The sequence below is a fragment of the Aquimarina macrocephali JAMB N27 genome (assembly GCF_000520995.1).
GTDB lineage: Bacteria > Bacteroidota > Bacteroidia > Flavobacteriales > Flavobacteriaceae > Aquimarina > Aquimarina macrocephali.
In genome coordinates, this window is sequence record NZ_JACA01000007.1 from 103,467 (window position 1) to 125,190 (window position 21,724).

Sequence of the window (21,724 nt, forward strand, 5' to 3'; positions counted from 1 at the left end):
CAAATCTTATAGTATATTTACACAATCCAAGAATTAACAAGAGGAATGCAGTTTAAACACCCAGAATTTCTTTACGCTCTTTTTGCACTTATAATTCCTATTCTAGTTCATTTATTTCAGTTACGACGTTTTAAAAAGGTTAATTTTACAAATGTTCAGTTTTTAAAAGCAGTTACCATACAAACTCGTAAGAGTTCTCAAATCAAAAAATGGTTAACACTAATTGCTCGTTTATTAGCCATGGCTGCTATTATTTTTGCTTTTGCTCAACCATTTCTGGCATTAGAAGAAATTGTTGGCAAAAAAAGTAAAACAGCATTATATCTTGATAATTCATTTAGCATGCAGGCCAAAGGATCTAAGGGACCTCTCCTAAAACGTGCTGTACAAGAAATCCTTAGCGACCTTCCTGAGGAAGAGACAATATCTCTTTTTACTAATACAGAAACTTTTATTGATGTTTCTAAACAAGATATTCAAAACGATTTATTACAGATCGAATACTCATCAAATCAACTTTCATACCCTGCAGCTTATCTTAAAGCGAAACAATTACTCGGAACATCTCCAGAAACTATTAAGCGTGTAATAATGGTTTCGGATTTTCAACAAAAAGAAAACGCTTTTGCTTTACAAAAAGATACAGATACAAAAACGCACCTTGTTCAATTACAACCTGTCACCAGACAAAATATCGCTATCGATAGTTTATATTTAGAACACAATACAAATAATGATCTCACACTTAATGTAGTATTAAGCAATACCGATACTAATGCAGAAAACACATCTATTGCGCTATATAATGATGATAGATTAATTGCTAAAACGGCAGTTTCAATTCCTGAAAATGGTACAGCTGAAACTGAATTTCGTTTAGATGAAAACATAAAAATCAATGGTCGCGTTATTATAGAAGATCCTGCAATAACTTTTGATAACTCAAGGTTTTTTACTATAAACACTCCAGAAAAGATAAAAGTTGTTGCAATTAATGAAGCTGATGATAGTTTTATAAAAAATATTTTTACCCCAGATGAATTTGTAGTACTAAGCAGCTCTGTCGAAAGACTTAATTATAATGATATTAGTAATGCAAACCTGGTGATAATTAATGAGGTTAAGCAAATTCCGGTATCACTTATTAACGCATTAAAACCTTTTGTTGATCAAGGAGGCACTATTTGTCTTATTCCTGCTATACAGGGGGATTTGGTTTCTTATCAACAATTTATAAGCGGATATTCGACACAAGGATTATTGGCAGAAAAAACACAGGAAAAGAAAATTACTTCGATTAACTTCTCACACCCATTGTATCGGGGGGTATTTGATAAAAAGATTACCAATTTTCAATATCCAAAGGTGAATAGCTATTATCAAGCAACTGCATCTAATATTGTATTATCTTTTGAAGATAATAGTCCTTTCTTGTATAAGACAAATAATATATATGTATTTACATCGGCTATAAATCAGGAAAACTCTAATTTTAAGAATTCTCCGCTAATTGTTCCTACACTATATAACATTGGTAAACGCAGCCTGCAACTTACCGATATATCATATACTATTGGTCAGATCAATTCTTATGATGTTCCCATATCTCTCGGGCAAGATGGGATATTGTCTCTGGTTTCTGATCAGGAAAGTATTATACCCTTGCAGCAAAGTTTTTCTACAAAAGTGAGTATCACTACAGATGAGGTTCCTACGAGAGCAGGAATTTATAGAGTGCAAGATAAAAATAACAGTGTTCAACAACATGTAAGTTATAATTATAATAGTGCAGAGAGTGATTTACAATACTATAATCTAAATACTACCGGAGATTATCAAGTAAGCCAATCAATAACAGAGCTTTTTGACCAAATAAAAGAAGAGACTAGTGTTAATGAACTTTGGAAATGGTTTGTTATTTTTGCATTGATATTCCTGCTAATTGAAATACTACTATTAAAATATCTAAAATGAACTTCTTATTAAAGGCTGCTACTGTAATTGATCCAAAGTCTCCCTTTCATCGTCAAACAGTTGATATCTTGATCGAAAACGGGATAATTACAGATATTAATACCACAATCAAGGCCTCGGATCATGTTGAAGAAGTTACATTAGACAACTTACACGTCTCGCAAGGATGGTTTGATAGTAGTGTAAGTTTTGGTGAACCAGGATACGAAGAACGTGAAACTATCGATCACGGTTTACAAGTAGCTGCAAAAAGTGGTTTCACAGCTATAGCACTACATCCAAACACATTTCCTATAACCGACAATAGTACTTCTGTAGGTTTTCTGAAAGGAAAATCCCAAAATAGTGCAGTATCCCTATATCCTATCGGAGCTTTGACAATACAATCTAAGGGAATAGATATGGCAGAGTTATATGATATGCAACAGACAGGTGCTATCGCCTTTGGTGATTATAAAAAAGCCATTCAAAACCCTAATTTATTAAAGATTGCTCTTCTCTATGCGCAAAATTTTGGCGGATTGGTTCTATCTTTTCCTCAAGAAAATGATATTGCCGGAAAAGGAATAGTTAATGAAGAAGAACAAAGTACTTTATTAGGGTTGAAAGGAATTCCTGCTTTAGCAGAAGAGTTACAGATTGCACGGGATTTATTTCTACTAGAATATACCGGGGGCACCTTACACATCCCTACAATTTCGACAGCAAAATCAGTAGAATTAATTCGAGACGCTAAGGCAAAAGGATTACAAGTAAGCTGTAGTACAACCGTTCATCATTTAACTCTAACCGATAAAGAATTGGTTACATTCGACACTAATTATAAGGTACTCCCTCCATTAAGAACACAAAAAGATGTAAATGCCTTAGTAAAAGGTATAAAGGATGGTACAATTGATATGATTACCAGTGATCATCAACCAATAGATGTAGAACATAAAAAGGTAGAATTTGATCATGCAAAATATGGTACAACAGGGCTAGAAAGTGCTTTTGGAACTCTTAATAACATATTGGATATTGAACAAACAATAGCACTACTTACCAGAGGTAAATCTATTTTCAAAATAGAAAGTGAGAGCATTGAAAAAGGCAATAAAGCAGATTTATCACTATTTAGCCCTATGGATGAAACCACTTTTACAGAAGAACATGTTATTTCTTCTTCAAAAAATAGTGCTTTTATAGGAAAATCTATAAAAGGAACTCCTTATGGCATTATTGCTAAGGGAAAAATGATATTGAAATAAGTCTATTACACAACTAATTCTTTATTAAGATCTAGTGTAGTAAAACTAAATAATCTAATACAACAATCATGCAATCTGACTACGCAAAACAAGGAAAAACAGCGGCTATTGTTTCATATATAACCGTTATTGGTACAATTATAGCTTTTTTCATGAATCAGGAAAGTAAAAACCAGTTTGCAAGTTTTCATATCAGGCAAGCATTAGGTTCGTGGATCAGTTTCTATCTTTTAATAGCTTTAGCTAATGTTTTTGACTCACTAATGATTCATCTCGCTTTTTACATCTTCTGTATCGTGCTGATTGTTTTTGGGCTTATCTTGGCAATACGAGAAGAACAAAAAACAGTTCCCATTTTGGGACCTTACTTTCAGGAATGGTTTAGTTTTATTAAATAGAAGGCTATAACGAACCTTTTTATGTTCAAAAAAATAGCAAAACTAGTTTTCAAATTCTTATTATTTCTTTTTTTAACTGCTCTAACTCAAATTGGTGGGGTTATATATATTCTTACAGAAGTACTCGTTAAAAGAAATGTACGAAAATATCGATTTAAAAAATTAGGTATATTTCTTATCACTTATATATTTATAACATTTTTTATTGTTCCATATATCGCTCCATTATTTGGTAGAGAAAAAATAAAAGATACTACACAAATAAAAGCCCACAGTTTCATCACAAAACTTTTGAATAGGAATTATGTACACCCAAGGCTCTATAATGCATTAGAAAAAACCTCAATTTTGGTTCAGCAATCTAATCCAGGAGTTATATTAATATATCTAGATGCAAATTTTCCATTTATAAATGGATTTCCATTACTTCCACATTTAAGTCATAATGATGGAAAAAAAATCGACATCTCATTTATTTACCAAGATCATAATTATCAGATTACCAATAAAAAACCTTCAATTAGTGGCTATGGGGTATTTGAATCCCCTACTAAACAAGAATATAATCAAACCTTAGTTTGTAAACAAAAAGGAAACTGGCAGTACGATTTTACAAAGTATATAACTTTTGGAACTATAAACAAAGAGCTAAAACTTTCAAAAAAAGCTACAAAAGATTTACTTTTGGCAATCGTAAAACAAAAACAGATAGAGAAGGTCTTTATAGAACCACATCTTAAGAATAGATTAAAGGTACAAAGTGCCAAAATACGATTTCATGGATGCCAGGCTGTACGGCATGATGATCATATACATATACAATTAAAATAAAACTATGCAAGCCAAAACATTATCACTACACCATATCATCAAAGAACCAGCAATAAAAAAAGAAAAAACTCCTGTTCTATTCATGTTTCATGGGTATGGTAGTGATGAAAATGATCTTTTTTCTTTTGCCACAGAATTACAAGAGGAGTTATTCATTATTTCGGTACGGGCACCATATCCTATGCAACCATACGGTAATGCGTGGTACGCAATCTACTTTGATGACAATCAAGGAAAATTTAGTGATGATACACAGGCTATCGAATCCAGAGATAAAATTGCTGGTTTCATTGATGAAGCTATAAATGCTTATGATTTGGATAAAGATAATGTTACTCTTCTTGGATTTAGTCAGGGAACTATCCTTAGTTATGCAGTTGCACTCTCCTACCCTCAAAAGGTAAAAAATGTGATTGCACTAAGTGGATATATAAATGAAGATATCTTAGCCGATAATTACAAGACAAATAACTTTTCTAAGCTTAACCTATATTGTTCTCATGGTAGTGTTGATCAAGTAATTCCTGTGGATTGGGCACGTAAAGCTCCTATGCTACTTTCAGAACTTGGTATAACAAGTCCATTAAATGAATTTCCGGTAGGTCATGGTGTGGCGCCACAGAATTTTTATCAATTTAAAGAATGGTTGAGTACTCGTATTTAGCATTAGAATTTAAGTGTAATTTTATGCCAAATATCAGTATTTTTATAACTTATAGAAAAGTCGTAGTAATCAACAATTCTATATACTAATGACAAACCAAGACCACTAGAATCAGGTCTGTTTCCAGATTTCTTAAAACGTCCAAACAATTCTTCTTCTGGTATCTCTAATGGTTCGGTTCTCCTGTGTTTTTAATCTCAAAATACTCATTGGTAAGTGTCATTACTAGTTTTCCAGATTCTATATTATGTTTTATGGCATTACTAATCAAATTATTAAACAATACATAAGCCATTGTTTCATTAATCTCTATCACTGGGTTTTCTTTTAAATCATTAGTTATATAAACGTAACAAAATCACTATTTATATAATATTATCAAATTCTTATGCAAGTTATTTGAAATCACCTTTGTATAATATCAAACAATGAACGTATAAGTATAAAAGTGCAATAAAACACCTATAAATGTTACATTTTAAGTATAAGCAATTATTTAATTTCGACATCAAAATAAAATATAAACTTTAATCGTATTCCTTACAAACAATAAAGCATATGTAAAAAAAATACTTTCTCTTAAAACCAAACTCAACACATGTTACACTTACAAAAAGCAATTCATAACCATATAGCTAAGCTTGCCACTATACAACTATCTATTATTGAAGCTATAAAAAACTACTATAGCATTCATCTCATTAAAGATAAAATCATCATAAAGATTACGGTTCGAAAAAAACCTTATCCTTATCTATACCAATCAATGACTCATTGTCAGAAATAGATAGTGATCAAATTCTTATTAATTACAAAACCATAGACTTAAATAAGGTTTCTATCTAATATGGCTATCTCCTAGCCCTAAAAAAATCCCTGGAGGATTTGGGGCTAATATTGTAAACACAAAATATCAAATTTGTTGCTGGTGATAACCAAAGTACAATATATGGAGTTTTAAATCTGCTACATTTTTTTAAACCTAATTCTATGCCTTTCTCTTAAACAAACAACTACATATAATATTAAACATAATCCAACTTAAACTATTCAAAACCATGAATTTACTACAAAACGGCAGTGTTGTTTCTATAAAAAAAGAACAATCTTCTCTAGCCAAAAAAATTTTTAATGTCATAATGAATTATAGTCATTTAAAAGTTTTTGATATTGAAATCATTTTTGATGATCCAGATGTAAATGTTGCAGTTCAAAATCACTTGAAAAAAATAAATTCATTTATCCATAAAAATGAACCAATCCGACTAATCTTACCTGCTTTTCCTGCAAAATCTCCTAACCGGGAAAAAACCTTAGGAATCAAACCCGATTTGGGAGAATTTCTGGGATTAAAACGTCTTAATAAAATATGTTCCCAGATTCAACAGATTTATACTCCAGGAGCAAAAGTTGTTATCTGTTCTGACGGAAGAGTCTTTAGTGATATTGTTCAAGTCAACGATGATGATGTTACGACCTATTCTGAAGCACTAAACGATATGATTAAACGAGAAAATATAAACTATTTAGAAACCTTCAATTTAGATAACGTCTTTCCAGAACTATCATATGATGAAATGAGATATGAATTAAGTAATAATTATGGTGAAAGTATAGAAGAAGTAAAATATAATGTAAAGAATCAAGAATCAGAGAAAAATTTATTTAATGGTTTACACAAGTTTGTATATGAAGACATGTCTGTACTAAATAGGGAATTAAGTAAGAATCAATTAAAAAAACAATCAAAAGAAATAGCGTATCAAGTAATTCAAAGAAGTCATTCCTGGAGCGATCTAGTAGCAAAATTTTTCCCCGAATGCATCAGAATTTCTATCCATCCACAAAAACTAAACACAGGAAAAATAGGTATTCAATTAGTAAAATGTAATCATAATTGGGGTACTCCTTGGCACAATGTTGTTTTGCTAGATGAAGAAGGTTATAAACTAGTAAAAAACAAAGAGGCAAAAGAAATGGGAGCAGAATTAATCTCTTCACAAAAAGGGTATTCATTTTATTCAATGGTATAACAATCTCATTCATTAAGTAAAAAAATTAAAACATTATGGAAACAAATAATTTAAATGCATTACCGCAAATAAAAACCAAACCAATATTTCCTTTTGGCACAATTATACAAGCAAATGAAAATGGTCTACTTACTGATTTATCTATAAAAGATTTGACAGAAATTATACATCAAGAAAAAGTTGTGCTTCTAAAAGGCTTTAAACCTATGGAGTCTAATAATATGCTAAACTATGCAAAACAGTGGGGAGATCTTCTCGAATGGAATTTTGGGCATATTTTAAATTTAGAAATTAAAGAAAATGCCAATAATTATCTATTCACAAAAGGAAATGTTCCTTTTCATTGGGATGGAGCATTTGCAAATTCAGTACCATCATTTCTATTTTTTCAATGTTTAAGAGCCAATATTAATACACCTGGTGGAGAAAGTACATTTTGTGATACTCAAAAAGTATTAGAAAAAGCTAGTCCACAAGAATTAAAATTATGGAAAAGTATTACTATTACTTATAGTACAGATAAAAATGCTCATTACGGTGGTAAAGTAGTACAGAAACTTGTGCACTATGATGAGCATCTTGGTAAAGATGTAATACGATTCGCAGAACCATTAAATGAAGAAAGTGTACAACTTAACCCTATACATATTGAAATCTTAGGGTTTTCTTCAAATGAACAAAATGATTTTTTAAAAAGCTTCATACCCAAATTATATGAATCGGATGTATGTTATCAACATAGATGGGAAACAGGGGATTATTTACTAATTGATAATTTATCACTATTACACGGAAGAAACCCTTTAAAAGATAATATAGATCGCTATTTACAACGAATACATATTTTATAAACCACAAATAATAGACTAATCATGACACATAAAGAATATGATATTATAATCATGGGAGGAGGCCCCTCTGGATCCATATTGGGTGCTTTACTAACCAAAAAAAGTAATCTAAAAGTAGCAATTTTCGAAGAAGATGAATTTCCCCGTGAAAAAATAGGAGAGTCATTTGCTCACCCTATAATTCCTATTTTGGAGGAGTGTGGAGTACTTCAAAAAGTTTTGGATAGTGGTTGCTGGATTAAAAAGTTTGGAGGAATTTTTGATTGGGATAATAAAACTCCTAAAACTACCTTCTTTGACATGTTAAACTATGTAGAGGATGGTGTTCATCGTTGGGCCATACATACAGATAGAGCAGAATTCGATAAAATCTTATTGGATCATGCACAATCATCTGGCGTTGATGTATTTGAAAAAAACAAAATAGAACAATATCGTTATGAGAACAATATCGGAACTGTTACATTAGAATCTGGTCAGGTCGTAAATTGTAAAATTTTTGTAGATGCATCCGGCAGAAGAAATACGGTAATCCCGACGACTCGAAAGAGTTATCTTTCAGAGTATAAAAACTTAGCTGTTTGGAATCATTTTGTTGGAGGAAAACCAGCTCAAACTCTTGATGGGGATTGGAACATCTTTAATAAAAACAATCAATCTCCGGTTGCTTGTTTCGCTTTTGAACATGGTTGGATTTGGTATATTCCTATTCCTAAAATGATAAACAACGAAAGAACAATTGTATACTCATTAGGAATCATTACTGATCCAAAATTAATAAAAACGTTAAATAAGGATTTAAAAGATCCTGAACAATTTTTTGATTTTATAAAAACAGTTCCAAGATTAAAAGATCTTATTAAAGATGCAAAACCTGTAAATGATGAAGTTAAAGTGCTATCCAACTATTCTATGATTCAGGAAAAATTTTGTGACTTTGATGAAGGCTGGATAATGGTAGGAGATTCTGCTTATTTTGTTGATCCTCTTTTTTCTTCAGGTGTTGCTTTTGCTGGTGGTATGGCATCAACTGCATCTTTATTAATAAGGTCGACACTAGATGATAAAAATCTTACCGATGAAATGAAAAAAGATGTATGGCATGATTATGATGAAGAATGGCATAAGATTGCTCACTCTTTTGCTCTATCTATAGATCAATGGTATCATGCCATAGCTAAATCTAACCCGCAAAGTATTTTTTGGAATAAAAGGAATGTACTTACTTCTGATCTGGGGATTAAAGATGAAACTTTTCATGCATTGGTAGATACTGCTTTAAATCAAGATCTCTTAACATTACTAACTTCTGGTTCTTTCAAAAAAGAAGATTTGGATACTGATGGTAGGTTTTTAAAGAGATTATCAGAATTAAATCGATCTGAACCTTCTCCCTCTGATATAGTATCATTAGATAAAAATGTATATATTAGAGATGGCTTTTCTATTGATGTCCCTGGTTTTAAAGCAAGTATCCCTCCAATGGAGATTCCAGAAGAACTAAAAAAAGTCATCGCAACATATTGGAAAGATCCAATTAAAAATGCAGATGCAGCTCCTTCAGGAATTGAACATTTAATTCCTTGTTCAAGATTTACTAAAACAGGACTTGATAAAAATAAAGAAGTTAGATTTGTAGATCAAAGAACAGGAGGTAAAGCACTATTTGATTTATTAAAACAACAGCCTGTTTTATATAGTGAATTAATAGACAAAATAAGTATGACACAATTAACTTTACTTAAAAATTTAATATTAGAAGGTATGGTAAATGTGCAAAAAGAATCTCTTATAGAAATAAAATAATTTTTGATTCAAAATAAAAAAGAGTTCACAGAGATAAAAGTATCTATCTCTGGAACTCTTAAAAAAACAATTGTTGTATGTCAATAAAAAAGAAATACGATGGGATCATTTTTGATTTAGATGGAACGCTCTTAAATACCTTAGGAATATACACTCATATCATGAATGAGCTTATGAAAAAAAATAATTTCCCAACTCATACAATAAAAAATTATCGTGAGTTTATTGGGAATGGAACTAAAAATCTTATAATACAATCAATTCCTACAAAAGATAGAAATGAAAAATTAACAGAAGACTTATTAAGTGAGTTTCGTTTAATGTATGAAAATTTGTATACTCAACATTCTGAAGTATATGTGGGTATTTTGGAGATTTTAGAAGAATTACAATCAACTGGAATAAAATTAGCTTTATTATCCAATAAATTTCATGATTTAACATGTAAATGTGCAAATCATTTTTTTCCAAATATCAAATTCGATCATATTATAGGTCAATCAGACATACATAAAAAACCAGACCCAAAGGGTATTTTAGATATTTCACATTCTCTCAAAATATCTTTAGATCGATTGGTATTAATTGGAGACACTGAAGTAGATTTAGTTACTGCCAAAAATGCAGGTATTGATAGCATTGCCATTACCTGGGGGTTTAGAAATGAAGAAAAATTGATACCATTATCTCCAAACTATATAGTAAGAAACTCTAATGACTTAAAACAACTGTTACTAGATCAATACGTAGTTTTATAAAAGAAAGATGTTACTCCTTTTTCTCGTAACTAAATTTTGTAGTAGCATTATTTAAACAAACTCTTTACCTATACTTATCATTAAGTCCTATACCATCGAGTATCTATGGTCTTATTTTTTTCTAATCTTGATATACGAGTAATATCTCGTTTGGCTATCGAGCGTTTTAATTAGTGTGTTATAACTTTTGTTAGCTGTAGTTTTTATTTCTTTGATAATATTTCAAAACCCGCATAGCTCTCAATGTATTCCACCTACTGGGTTTACCAGCTTTTTCCATTACAAAGTGTAACTGGCCAGGATGAGCCGCTTGCATATTCCAAGTGCCATATTTATTTCGTTTTTTTTGAATTACTGTAATAGCTTCATCTATTCTTTCATCCCACTTTCTTTCAGCTTTTTGGAAATAATCCAATGCTCTAAGAATATCATACTTCCATCTGCTCGGATACGATAATTTCAAAAAGTCCTTGTGAATAATTTTACCTGTTCGGTCAGAAAGGAATAATCTATGAATCAGTATGAATTCTTCTGCACTTTTGATTGCGCTTGAAATGTCATCTTTTCTGTAAGTGAAACCTGCTTTTTGAAACTCAAGCAGTCCTTCAAGAACTGAGATTGTTGAATGTAAAGAACTATGACTTGCCCCGCTTCTTGTCGTCCTACAATTGAATCCGCCATCATGCATTATTTCATTGAGAAGACTATCTACAATAGATTCAAGTTCCTTTTCTGGAACATTGAAATAAGATGCATAATTTAAAAACATACCATTTACACAAACATCACTATGTTGAGAGGTGGATGAACCAAGTTGAATTCCTCCATCTTTGGCTTTTGATGTGTTTAGAACCTCTTGGATCGGTTCTTTTACTGGTTTGTGATTAGGGCTCAAATTCAAATTTCGAAGGTCGAGAAGAGTATAATGAGTCGAAATCCATTTAGGTTGATAAAACCCATCTCCCCAATTGCCATTTTGCTTTCGTTTTACTAAGAATTGTTTCCCCCACCCTTCATTTGCAATTCTCTCTTGTAAATCTTTTTTGTCAGAACCTAACAAATCACGGTGAACCTGATACTGTATTGAAACATCACCATTAAGCAACCATTATATAATTTGTTCTTCGTCCATTTTTAACGTTCCTTAAGGGACATTATTTACACAAGTTAAAGATTAGGGTTTATTTTATTCAAATTGATACGGCTCTTCATTGTTCACCATATTTCTAATATTATCCATAACTCTTTTCATATAGATTCTCCAAAACGTTTTTGCAAATATCCAATTGAAGGGATAAAATACAGGATTCTTAGAGTGTAAAAAATAGGTGTATTCTACTAAAATTTTCCTTTCTTCTAACTTTGTCACTTTCCATTTTCCAACAAATTTGTAAAACCCAAGCATCCAAGATTGAAATTCATCTATTTGTATTTTCCAATATTCATTTTCAACTCGTTCAAGTATACTATCTACAGAAGCAAAACCTCCTTTTTGCGTCATTGATTTAGCTACATATATTTTTTTGCTCGCCCCTACTTTTCCCCAATTTTCATCATTTTTTGTATGGATCACCTTAGGCATAACTCCATATCCAGTATGAACTTTTGTTACATCACATAATATTGGTGTTTTAAATGCTCTTTCCAAAGTACATTCAAAAATTGAGGATTTCTTTGCTTTAAATTTCATTTTTTAATTCTGGTTGACTCCTTGTTTTACTTCCTGATCGCTAACATTGAGTATAAGCAGTTGTTTTTAATGTCGTTTATATAGTGTTAGCAACAGTTTTTATTTCTTTTCTTCTCGCAAGATTTTCTCCATTTTACGACCCTTTGCTAATTCATCTACCAACTTGTCGAGATATCTTCTTTTTCTGATTAATGGATCATCAATTTCCTCAATTCGATACCTGCAGATCATCCCATTTATCAGATGGGCATTTGGATTTAACTTTGCCTCCTGAAAGAATATTCTAAATGTTGCCTTGTTGTCAATAATCTCTTGTAATTTATCTGCATCAAAACCGGTTAGCCATTCTATCACTTGGTGTAGTTCTTCTATTTTTCTCCAATCTATTCAAGTAAAGAGGGTAAATTGAACTAAAAGTCATTTTTGCTATTCGCTCAGCTGTTATTCTACTTAACGAAATATACTAAAAAAAGTACAAAAGCTAAAAAAATTAGTCCATTCCAGATTGTTCTAACTGCGTGTAAATTTCCCCAGTTTAGTAAATCTTTTTTAGTTTGGTCAGAATTTGGATCTACATCGTTCTCCATTAACCTTCTGTTTGTTGGCATCATATACTTCAATGTATATGGTCCATTAAGATGCATTAGCACAGAAATCCCGAACCACCACCAGTTTTTGGTTATTATTGATAAAACCAAAGCTAGTATACTCACCACAATAGACATTGATAAAACAATCTTGTGAGTTTTATCAAAAAAAGGTTTAAATACTTCTATAGCTGCTGGTCGAGTTATCATCTTTAATATCGGATGAACAATAATTGAAGAGGTTAGAGCTACTCCAAATTGTGTTCCCATTATTAAAATGATTAGTATAATTAATAAGTCTATCATAATATTAGTGTTTTATATTTGTTATCTAAATGCAAATTCTTCGTCATAAATATATTTCTTCGAAACATTTTTTTGTATTAATTGATTTGTCATATTATCCTTTAAAGATTTAGGACCACAAATTAAATATGCTTTATCTGTATAAGAATTTAAATTTAAATTTTCTACTGTTAAATGGCCTGATTTTTTTGAACTCCATATCACAAATTCAAAATTCGGATTATCGTTTGAAATAGTTTCTAATTCTTCCTTGTAAACTGCCTCCTTTTCATTGTAAACACACCAAAACAGTTTTATTTTATTTGGATGTAAATCTTTAGAAAGTGACAAGAAAGGCGTAATTCCAATACCACCAGCAATCCATATTTGATCTTGCTCCTTGACATATTTTGAAGAAAAATGACCATAAGGACCCTCTACTAAAACTTGTTCTCCAATAGATAATTTTTCATTAATATCATTGGTGTAATCTCCAAGGCCTTTGATTATAATTCTTAACTCATTGTCATAAGGGTGACTACTAATAGTAAATGGATGTTGCTCTTTCTTACTAATACTTGGAAAGTTGAAAAAAGCAAATTGACCCGCAGAATACTCTAATTTATCAGCCTTGGTTTTCATTATAATCTCTGTTATTCCATGACCTAAATTTTGAACAGTTTTAATTGTATACTTCAATTTCTTATTAAAAAGATTAAAGAGGAAAGCTCTATAAAACCATGCAGCAATACCTATAAATGACATTCCAAAAACATAAACTCTCGTAATTGGCAATTCCTTTATAAGGCTGTTCACCATTAAACCATGAATTACAGCAAGAACATAGAAAGATCCCATTAGTTTATGGATGTTTATCCATTTATGATAAGGGATTTTTCTTTTGAAAAAAGGGACAGCCGAAAGTATAACGCCAAGTATAATTAAAATGAAAGCATAAAAGCCTAATGGTTTTCCAGGATTAAATTCTACTAAATCCCTTGGAACTACTATGAAATGTAGCAGTAATAAGACAACGGCTATCACACCAGAGCGTCTATGAATGAGATACATTTTATCTAATCCTCCAAATAATTTTTCTACCCATTTTGCCCGAGTTGCCATTAAAAAATTAAAGGCAAAAACTGTAACTACCCAAGATGAAAACACCTCTCCTAAAATGCGATGTGTGTTTTTCCAAGACTCGTTGGTTAATTCTCCAAAGAGTAAGGTATCTGATGACACTTCCATGAATGAGCCCTTATAAAAGTATAAATCTACAGCCCAAAAAATGAAGTGAATGCTAATTATGATAGGAAAATATATTTCCTGTTTGAGCATTTTCATATTTATCATGTTTACATATTAGTTTTGCTCATATTTTCCCATCCAAAATACACCAACTTCATGGATTTTGTATGTGGCAATATTATCTTTAAAAAATGGAAGGGATTCACATATAGCTTTTGCATCTGCCTCAGAATTCGCATTAGCATAAAAAACAAAATCAGTTTCATTATTTGCTTTTTGAGTACCCTCAATATCAAAATATACATTCTCTACTTTACCTGATTTCCATAACTCTAACATTTTATCGTTTTGTACTTGAGTTAATTCATCTGTTGGTTTGCCAGTTGTTGCCCAAACTGTAACAAAAGATTTTGTCATACCACTTTCATGAATAGTTTTATGCTTCCTGTCTAACCATAAAGTGCCAATAGGATATAATTTATATGTTGCAATACCTTTTTTCACAACAGTTAAGTTGTTTAGAATGATTTCGGCAGATTCGTATGATTCAGCTTTTAAAGAAAAAGAAATATTAGGAAAATATGATAGTTTGCCCACTTTTGGATCACTATCATAATATGTATTTTCAACAATGCCTTTTTTCCAAAGTGATGTTAATTCATTGGATATTGTCGTTACATTATCTGAAACTAATTGTTCATCTGTTGTTGTCCAATTCCATACTACAGCATAGTTGTTTTTTCCAATTTCTGAAGTTTGTGTAGATGTTGATTCTACTGTTTCAGATTCGATTTCTTTCTTTGCTTCTTTTTTGGTGTTATTACAACCAAAAACAAGAAGACTTAGTGCTAAATAAAAGAATGTGTGTCTCATAAGAAATAAATTTTTTACAAATCTATTTCTTCGATATTCTTTTTAATTGTATAAAACGGTCGTTTTGTTGTTTGTGAAGTGATCTAGGTGTTTCTCCTGTATGTTTTTTAATTTCTCGAATGAAGTGAGGTTGGTCAAAAAATCCTTCTTCAGGGTAAAATTCACCTTCTCGAATTTGAAGATAAGCTTGGTAACATTTTTGAATATTTAAGTACTTCTTTAAAGAAACACCTACATATTTATTTAAGTAGCGATTAATCTGTCTATTAGTCCAATATATTTGATTAGACACTTCTATTGCAGGAATACTTCCATTCATTTTATCAAGTAGCTGTGATAGCCTAAGTTTATTTCCTGGTATTGTTTTTTGTGGTTTAATTGACTGGAGTTCCTTTTGCCACTGCTCAACGATTACTTCAAAACTAGATAAATCAAATTTATCTGCATTTAAGTAATTTAAATCCAACTGGTATATGTTTTGTATAATTGATGCAACTTCTCTATTTAAAAGAAATTCAGGTGCTAAAATTTTTAGTCTAACACCTACAGATGTGGCATTTGGTGCGAATGAAAATTCTTTTTCATCTAACCATAAACCAGTCATAAAATAAGAGATGATTTTTTGATTTTTAATCAGCATCACTATTTTAAAATAACTATCAGGAACAATGGTAGTTTTCTCTACGGTATCTGAATTGTTTTGGTGCATCCAAAAAGAATGAACGAAGTCTTTTAATTCCTCATTTGGCAGTATCTCTTTGTATGTACTTTTTTCGTTCATAATGTGTTACAACGATTTGAATAAGCACCTGTTTTAATGTCGTTTATTTTTTTGTTATAAGTTTTTTGTCACACCAATACCAAGCAACATCTTCACTTCCAGGTTCATAAGGTGCAAATTTATCAAATTCCATCCCAACTTTTTCCATTACTCTTATAGATGCTTTATTTTCTTTCATAGCAATTGCTATTATCCGTCCTAATTCGAGTTTATCAAATCCGTATGTCAAAATTGCGTGAGATGCTTCTGTTGCAAAACCCATCCCCCAATATTTAGATGAGAATCTATAACCAAGATCAATTTCATCAAATTCAGGCAGGTATGCTAAACCAGCCCAGCCAACAAACTGCATTCCATTTTTTAGAAAGGTAGCCCATCTTCCATATCCATACTTTTTATAGTCGTAAATTCTTGTCTGTATTGCCTGTTCCATTTCTTCTATAGATTCAACCAGAGGTTCTCCCGTATACTTTTGTACGTCAGAATTAGAATGCAACTGAAACATTTCCTCTTTATCATCCAAAGTAATTTCCTTTAACAATAATCTTTCTGTTTCTATTAAGGTTTTCATTTTATTGCTTATAACGTTTCATATATGTGCCGTAACAGAGTAAGATATTACCTAGCCTTGACATTATTTATGCATTGATTGCTATGTTTTTTGTTTTGCAAGCTACGCCATCATAAATATACAAAGACCTTTCGGTTTAGCCTCAATCAGCTATGATCACATATAAGAGGTGTTACCCAAAATTATTTATCCATTCGACTAAATTCAATTCTTTCTATTTTACAATTCCCTAAGTTAGTCCTTGCACTGGTGAGTTTGGTTTGGAGAAATAAACAAGGTCTTCTTTTTTATCCAATTCCTATTTGTGTCTTTCCATAAAAATAAATCATTGATACATAGTATTAACTGAATCATTGGATGTTGATGTTCAGAAATACCTGTATTATTACTTCCTAAGAAAAGAGAAGTTTCTTTCCAGATAATTAAATGATTCATTTGTCAATTATTGCCAACGGTCTCGTATAACCACTAGTTACGGGTATAAAGTTAATTAATTTTCAGATTAAACACTGACTTTAGTAATTCTGAGTGGATTCAGACATAGTCGAATCCGCCGTAATTGCAGTTATACATTGTTCGTAGTAGTTTGTGTTTTAGTTTTCATTTTTCTACCTAATAGTAAGTAATCTAAAGAAAAGTAACCTCCTCCACTTATTAATAAACTGGTGTAGCCAATTAAATAAATAGTACTTTTTTCTTGAAAAATAAAACCTTTTCCTCCATTAATTATCCAAGTTGCAACAATCATTGTAATAATCAATGGAACACAACTCCACCTTGTAAACAGCCCAATTATTAAAAATAAAGAACAAAAGAATTCGGCAAACACAACAAGACTTAAACTTGTGACGATACCCACTCCCAAAGGGTCAGCAAATTCGGAACTAATTTCACTGAAATTGATAAGTCTTGGATACCCATGTAAATAAATCATAGAAAATGATATCCCAATCCTTAACATAAGTAAACCAAAACTGACACTTATTTCAGAGGTAGTCCAAATCGATTTGTTCAAAAATGATAGTGATTTCATACCTTAATCTTCAAATTTTTCCAGTATAATATTCCTTGTACCTCTTAAAATATTGTTTTCATCCTTTGTTAAGGTTACAATGTTGGAGAACCCTCCGTTTCTCTCGATTTTATCTTTATATCCATTCACTCTAGGGTCATCAGAAAACCATAGTCCGGTTAGCCAATACTCAGGATAGTCAGGGGCTTCAATATTATAATGGATGTGTGCTGGTTCTCCGTCATGACTGTGATAGGGAGCAGGCCGAATAGTCTCAAGTTCATACCTGCCATTTGAATCTGTTTTCATCCATCCTCTCAAGTATCCATGGTATTTACCATTTCCCTTTTCATTTCCTCTTTTGGGATAGACCCCTTTAGTATTGGTGTGATGAACGTAAACAATAACATCTTTTGCAGGCGTTTTACCATCAGGGAAATATACCGTTCCCGAAATAATAAGCTTGTTTCCTGATTCTCCTTTTGGAGGGATAATGGTTCTCCAAGAAACATTTTCCGGAACTTCAAAAGTTCCGCACCAGTTACATTTTTTTTGATTGGTGCTTTCTGTGGAAATTTCTGTTTTTAAATTCTTGTCACGTTTTTTGGGGGATTGTGAACAAGCATTTAGAGTAATGAATAAACCTGCAATGCATAACGCTATTGTGCCTTTCTTATAAATCATTGTTTTAAATTTTATTGAACATCAAAAGTCCAAAAAATCTAATGTATTGAAAAGGCAACCACCTGTAAATAGGCTTACTGGAGTGGTTTTAGAACTTAGTGGTTTAATAGTTCACTCCAATTTTGACGATAGTGTCTGCTGAACCTTATGGATTGGCCATTGGATAAAACACCATCATAATCACCATTCTTTCTTGATTTTAATTCTGTTATGTGGTTTTTATTGATAATTACTGAACGATGAACTCTTAAAAAGGTTTGAGGGTCTAATAAGTCTCCTAGTTTTTTTAAACTCTCATCATGCAAAATTTTTTGACCAGTTGTATGTATCATTGTATAGGGTCTGTCTGTTTCAATAAATAGGATTGTAAAAATGTCAATCTTTACTCTACGAATACCATTTTTAACAGTAATGGTCTTATTGGTCTTTTGATTTTGGAAGTTTTTGTTTAACTGTTTTTTTCTTTTAAGATAGTCAAAAACAAAAGGACTAAATAAATAGACAATAATTGTTATATGTAATTGATTTGAGACTACATTTTTAAGTATTGTTAAAAAACGGTGAGGTACAGAATAGATAAGATTACTTCCTAAAATAAAAATTGAAGTAAAAATAAATATATGTAGTACACTAAATATAAATCCAGTACTTAAAGAGTAAAGTACTTTGCTAGTTAGGGATTTGAATTGAACTTTATTGTAAAAGAAATTTGCAATTTTTATAAATGGAATAAATAAAAGCCAATAAATATTATAGAGCATAGTATCAGTCCAATAAAAACCAGTAGGTTTAATTTTGGAGAAAACGTAGTCCTGAAAAATTGCTAACCCATAAAGTACAACACAAAATACAACCAATGTTCCAAAATTTGGATGTAGGAGTTTGTTTATTGTTTTATTAAGTTTTTGTTTTATCACCTCTTTTTGAGAGTTACTACCAACGTGTTTGTATATGGAAAGTTGCGTGTTTGTGTGCGAAGAATTTCCTTCGGAAATTCACACGTAGCAAACGTACAACGACCTTTGCTTAATTCTAACTCCTGCAATTTTTTATACTGTATTGGCAACTGGTTTTTATTTTATTTTAACTGAACCTGAACAAACATCTCCTTCCTCAACTCCAATTAACCAAACTTTTAATTTTTCAATTCGCTCTTCAGTCAGTTCTTTCAAAAAATAAGAAACGCACATTGGGTAAACACTTCCATACTCGGTTTGTTTATTTTTAACAGGGAATTTCATTTCCAATTCAGCATCTCTGTAAGAAATCCAAATTCTTTGTGTTTTTTTAAGTCGGTCAATAAAAATTGTGTCAGATTTATATTCTGTCAGTATATTTTGATAAACTTCATTAAGTTCTATATCCGCTTTTTGATATTCGTTATTCGCATCTTTATTCATTTCCGATTGAGTCTGCGAAAAACAAGTCAATTTAAAAGTCAAAAATAATATTAAAAATAATCGGTTCATTTTTCAGTGTTTTGTTTCTTTAGCTTGTTGCCAATGCTTCGAGTAAGAAATGTAGGGCAATTGATAAGCGATACAATTCGGATTGGTACTAAGCCAAATATAAATATTTTGCTTTTATCTTTTTCTCATAAACGTCAAATTTTATATTTGGCGACTTTACAAATAACATAGACCTTTGGATTAAGCACAAAAAACTTATGTTTTCTTATACATTGTTGGCAACTTGCTTTTAAGTTCTGCTTGGTTTTAGTCTATTGATTTAACTTGTCTATTTAAGCTAAATATTAATTCTTTTCAGCCTTTTTCTTTCTAATTACTATTATGACCAAAATAAGCAAGAGCAAACAAAATAGAATGAAACTATCCCCAATCATAGAATATATTGTCTTCGTTCCTTTTGTCGGTAGTTGTGTTATCAGTACTTTATCATTATCGGTAAAATGATCCATTTCACTAATCACTTTTCCTGTATAATCTGTGCCAATTGATAGACCAAGACTAGTTTGACGAATAAAATTAAAACCTTGCTCAATCGCTCTAAATTTTGACATATCTGTATGAATTGGGTCAATTTCTTTCCAATCATTGCTTGGGGCTAACAGAATGTCAGAGCCCTTCGCCTCTTTTAAATAATTTGGAAAATCCATATCGAAGCATATTGCCCCTGCAATAGTTCCGTACTCAGTTTCTATTTTTTGGATTCCAGTAGCTTTATTATTGCTAATTGAGGTCTCTGCACCAGGAACTGAAATACCTTTCCAATAATCAATGACTTTTTTTCCGTCGTTGTCGAATAAAACAAATTTATTTTCAAGAAATTTAGTATTTAAAGGGTCGATTACTGCTACTCCTAAACCCAAATAGAAGTTTTGCTTTAACGCTACTTGGCTTGCTTTTTCATAAAGCTCCTTTTCATCTTCTTTTAATATTATACTATTGCCTTCTGCCCAAAAAACTATTTTTGCTCCAGCTTCTGCCTCTTTAACACTTCTATCAAATAAATTTTGATTCAATTTAGATGTGTTTTTTCTAGTTTCTACTTTAACATCATTTTCAGTTTCTTTGTTGTTTAATCCTTGAATATCAACCAAAACTTTAAGACTATCTAATGCAGAAATAGAAGCTATTCTAATAGTTTCAGAATTGGGTTTTTGAAATTGCACACGATAACCACCATAAATGAATGTTAAACCTAAAACTATACTATAAATAAGTGCTCCTTTTTTTACATTTCTCCAGTCATTTCTTTGCTCATAAACCCAATTACTAACAGAGGCAAACCAAGTAATTAAAAATGTAATATAACCCATCCCAAAAACAGAAATAGATTGTAATAGAACATTTTGTGTTTGCTGTGAATATGCGAAATGACCCCAAGTGCCATATTGATTAAATAGGTGATAAACATATTCAATTAAAACAACTGAACATGGAAATATTAAGGTGCTTAAAAAGGATTTTCTTTTTTTTGAAAAAAATGAATCAATTAAATATGGTAATGAAGCAAGCAAACCAAAAATTGTAGAAATAATAATAGAGACAATAAGAGGTAAAAAAGGGACGACATCAAAGCCAATAAAATAACCTACTGTTATTACCAAGAAGGCTAGTAAAAACCCTTGCCATCTCTTTAATTTCCGAACAGCAAAAAGAAGCATTGCTATAAAAATCCAAATGGCAAAGAAGACAGCATATTGTCCGTTAGAAAATACAGAGAATAATAATAAGATTGATACGAATGTTATTTTTCTAGTAAGTTTCATTTTTCTATTTATTAAATTAATATTGGTGCAATATCAATTTAATCTCTCCAACCAAGTAGTTGTTTTTGCTGAAGTATCGTTTGGCTTAGTTGAATTGTAAAATGTACATCTTGATTTTATTTATTACCTTCATTTTAATCTTAGTTCGGATATTTCTTTAGCTTGCTGCTAACGTTTCGTGTAAGAAATGTAGGGC

Annotated in this window: 23 protein-coding genes and 1 pseudogene; 9 read left to right on the forward strand and 15 right to left on the reverse strand. The window is 31.1% G+C overall.

Translation table 11 applies throughout. The features are described 5' to 3' along the window. Nucleotides 1-45: 45 nt before the first annotated feature. From Z054_RS0107550 to Z054_RS0107570, 5 genes are all read left to right on the forward strand, one after another. Nucleotides 46-1,974: a vWA domain-containing protein gene (locus Z054_RS0107550; RefSeq protein WP_024769475.1), complete on the forward strand. Its 1,929-nt coding sequence runs from the start codon at nt 46-48 to the stop codon at nt 1,972-1,974. Further along, nucleotides 1,971-3,224, forward strand: coding sequence for a dihydroorotase (locus tag Z054_RS0107555; RefSeq protein ID WP_024769476.1), 1,254 nt, complete (start codon nt 1,971-1,973; stop codon nt 3,222-3,224). The genes Z054_RS0107550 and Z054_RS0107555 overlap by 4 nt, the downstream gene beginning before the upstream one ends. Nucleotides 3,225-3,292: 68 nt before the next feature. Further along, nucleotides 3,293-3,622 (forward strand): membrane protein, encoded by a 330-nt coding sequence (locus Z054_RS0107560; RefSeq protein ID WP_024769477.1) that lies wholly within the window; start codon nt 3,293-3,295, stop codon nt 3,620-3,622. Nucleotides 3,623-3,643: 21 nt separating this feature from the next. Beyond that, nucleotides 3,644-4,453: a hypothetical protein gene (locus tag Z054_RS0107565; protein WP_024769478.1), complete on the forward strand. Its 810-nt coding sequence runs from the start codon at nt 3,644-3,646 to the stop codon at nt 4,451-4,453. Between the two features lie 4 nt (nt 4,454-4,457). Beyond that, a complete protein-coding gene (locus Z054_RS0107570) occupies nt 4,458-5,117 on the forward strand; it encodes an alpha/beta hydrolase (protein WP_024769479.1) in 660 nt (219 codons plus the stop codon). Nucleotides 5,118-5,283: 166 nt separating this feature from the next. Here Z054_RS0107570 and Z054_RS31600 read toward each other — a convergent pair whose 3' ends face one another. Next, nucleotides 5,284-5,433, reverse strand: coding sequence for a sensor histidine kinase (locus Z054_RS31600; RefSeq protein WP_161635251.1), 150 nt, complete (start codon nt 5,431-5,433; stop codon nt 5,284-5,286). 742 nt (nt 5,434-6,175) lie between these two features. Between Z054_RS31600 and Z054_RS0107580 the strand changes: the two genes are divergently transcribed. From Z054_RS0107580 to Z054_RS0107595, 4 genes are all read left to right on the forward strand, one after another. Continuing rightward, complete coding sequence (locus Z054_RS0107580) at nt 6,176-7,150, forward strand: isocyanide synthase family protein (protein WP_024769480.1); 975 nt, start codon at nt 6,176-6,178, stop codon at nt 7,148-7,150. A gap of 35 nt (nt 7,151-7,185) precedes the next feature. Continuing rightward, entirely contained in the window at nt 7,186-8,001 is an 816-nt protein-coding gene (locus Z054_RS0107585) for a TauD/TfdA family dioxygenase (RefSeq protein ID WP_024769481.1), read from the forward strand. A 21-nt stretch (nt 8,002-8,022) separates the two neighbouring features. Beyond that, on the forward strand, nt 8,023-9,807 hold the full coding sequence (locus Z054_RS0107590; protein ID WP_024769482.1) for an NAD(P)/FAD-dependent oxidoreductase: 1,785 nt from the start codon (nt 8,023-8,025) through the stop codon (nt 9,805-9,807). Nucleotides 9,808-9,884: 77 nt separating this feature from the next. Further along, nucleotides 9,885-10,565 (forward strand): HAD family hydrolase, encoded by a 681-nt coding sequence (locus tag Z054_RS0107595; protein ID WP_024769483.1) that lies wholly within the window; start codon nt 9,885-9,887, stop codon nt 10,563-10,565. 190 nt (nt 10,566-10,755) lie between these two features. On the opposite strand, the gene Z054_RS28050 is transcribed toward Z054_RS0107595, so the two are convergent. From Z054_RS28050 to Z054_RS0107660, 14 genes and pseudogenes are all read right to left on the reverse strand, one after another. Next, a complete protein-coding gene (locus Z054_RS28050; RefSeq protein WP_206538792.1) occupies nt 10,756-11,625 on the reverse strand; it encodes a hypothetical protein in 870 nt (289 codons plus the stop codon). A 126-nt stretch (nt 11,626-11,751) separates the two neighbouring features. Beyond that, nucleotides 11,752-12,255, reverse strand: coding sequence for a hypothetical protein (locus Z054_RS0107605; protein WP_024769484.1), 504 nt, complete (start codon nt 12,253-12,255; stop codon nt 11,752-11,754). 99 nt (nt 12,256-12,354) lie between these two features. Next, nucleotides 12,355-12,676 (reverse strand): annotated as a pseudogene (locus tag Z054_RS28055) (DUF2200 domain-containing protein). 25 nt (nt 12,677-12,701) lie between these two features. Continuing rightward, complete coding sequence (locus tag Z054_RS0107615; protein ID WP_024769485.1) at nt 12,702-13,148, reverse strand: DUF1772 domain-containing protein; 447 nt, start codon at nt 13,146-13,148, stop codon at nt 12,702-12,704. Between the two features lie 21 nt (nt 13,149-13,169). Then, on the reverse strand, nt 13,170-14,471 hold the full coding sequence (locus Z054_RS0107620) for a ferredoxin reductase family protein (RefSeq protein ID WP_161635252.1): 1,302 nt from the start codon (nt 14,469-14,471) through the stop codon (nt 13,170-13,172). 18 nt (nt 14,472-14,489) lie between these two features. Continuing rightward, nucleotides 14,490-15,248, reverse strand: a complete 759-nt coding sequence (locus Z054_RS0107625; RefSeq protein ID WP_024769487.1) for a hypothetical protein — start codon at nt 15,246-15,248, stop codon at nt 14,490-14,492. A 22-nt stretch (nt 15,249-15,270) separates the two neighbouring features. Then, complete coding sequence (locus Z054_RS0107630; protein WP_024769488.1) at nt 15,271-16,029, reverse strand: helix-turn-helix domain-containing protein; 759 nt, start codon at nt 16,027-16,029, stop codon at nt 15,271-15,273. Nucleotides 16,030-16,072: 43 nt separating this feature from the next. Then, nucleotides 16,073-16,600: a GNAT family N-acetyltransferase gene (locus tag Z054_RS0107635; protein WP_024769489.1), complete on the reverse strand. Its 528-nt coding sequence runs from the start codon at nt 16,598-16,600 to the stop codon at nt 16,073-16,075. 234 nt (nt 16,601-16,834) lie between these two features. Further along, a complete protein-coding gene (locus Z054_RS31295; RefSeq protein ID WP_152538491.1) occupies nt 16,835-17,035 on the reverse strand; it encodes a hypothetical protein in 201 nt (66 codons plus the stop codon). A 130-nt stretch (nt 17,036-17,165) separates the two neighbouring features. Then, nucleotides 17,166-17,633 (reverse strand): DoxX family protein, encoded by a 468-nt coding sequence (locus tag Z054_RS0107640; protein WP_035090990.1) that lies wholly within the window; start codon nt 17,631-17,633, stop codon nt 17,166-17,168. A 3-nt stretch (nt 17,634-17,636) separates the two neighbouring features. Beyond that, nucleotides 17,637-18,296 (reverse strand): dioxygenase family protein, encoded by a 660-nt coding sequence (locus tag Z054_RS28060; RefSeq protein WP_024769491.1) that lies wholly within the window; start codon nt 18,294-18,296, stop codon nt 17,637-17,639. 95 nt (nt 18,297-18,391) lie between these two features. After that, nucleotides 18,392-19,213, reverse strand: coding sequence for a LytR/AlgR family response regulator transcription factor (locus Z054_RS0107650; protein WP_024769492.1), 822 nt, complete (start codon nt 19,211-19,213; stop codon nt 18,392-18,394). 156 nt (nt 19,214-19,369) lie between these two features. Next, entirely contained in the window at nt 19,370-19,765 is a 396-nt protein-coding gene (locus Z054_RS0107655; protein ID WP_024769493.1) for a lysozyme inhibitor LprI family protein, read from the reverse strand. A 284-nt stretch (nt 19,766-20,049) separates the two neighbouring features. After that, complete coding sequence (locus Z054_RS0107660; RefSeq protein WP_152538492.1) at nt 20,050-21,528, reverse strand: nitrilase-related carbon-nitrogen hydrolase; 1,479 nt, start codon at nt 21,526-21,528, stop codon at nt 20,050-20,052. Between the last annotated feature and the right edge of the window lie 196 nt (nt 21,529-21,724).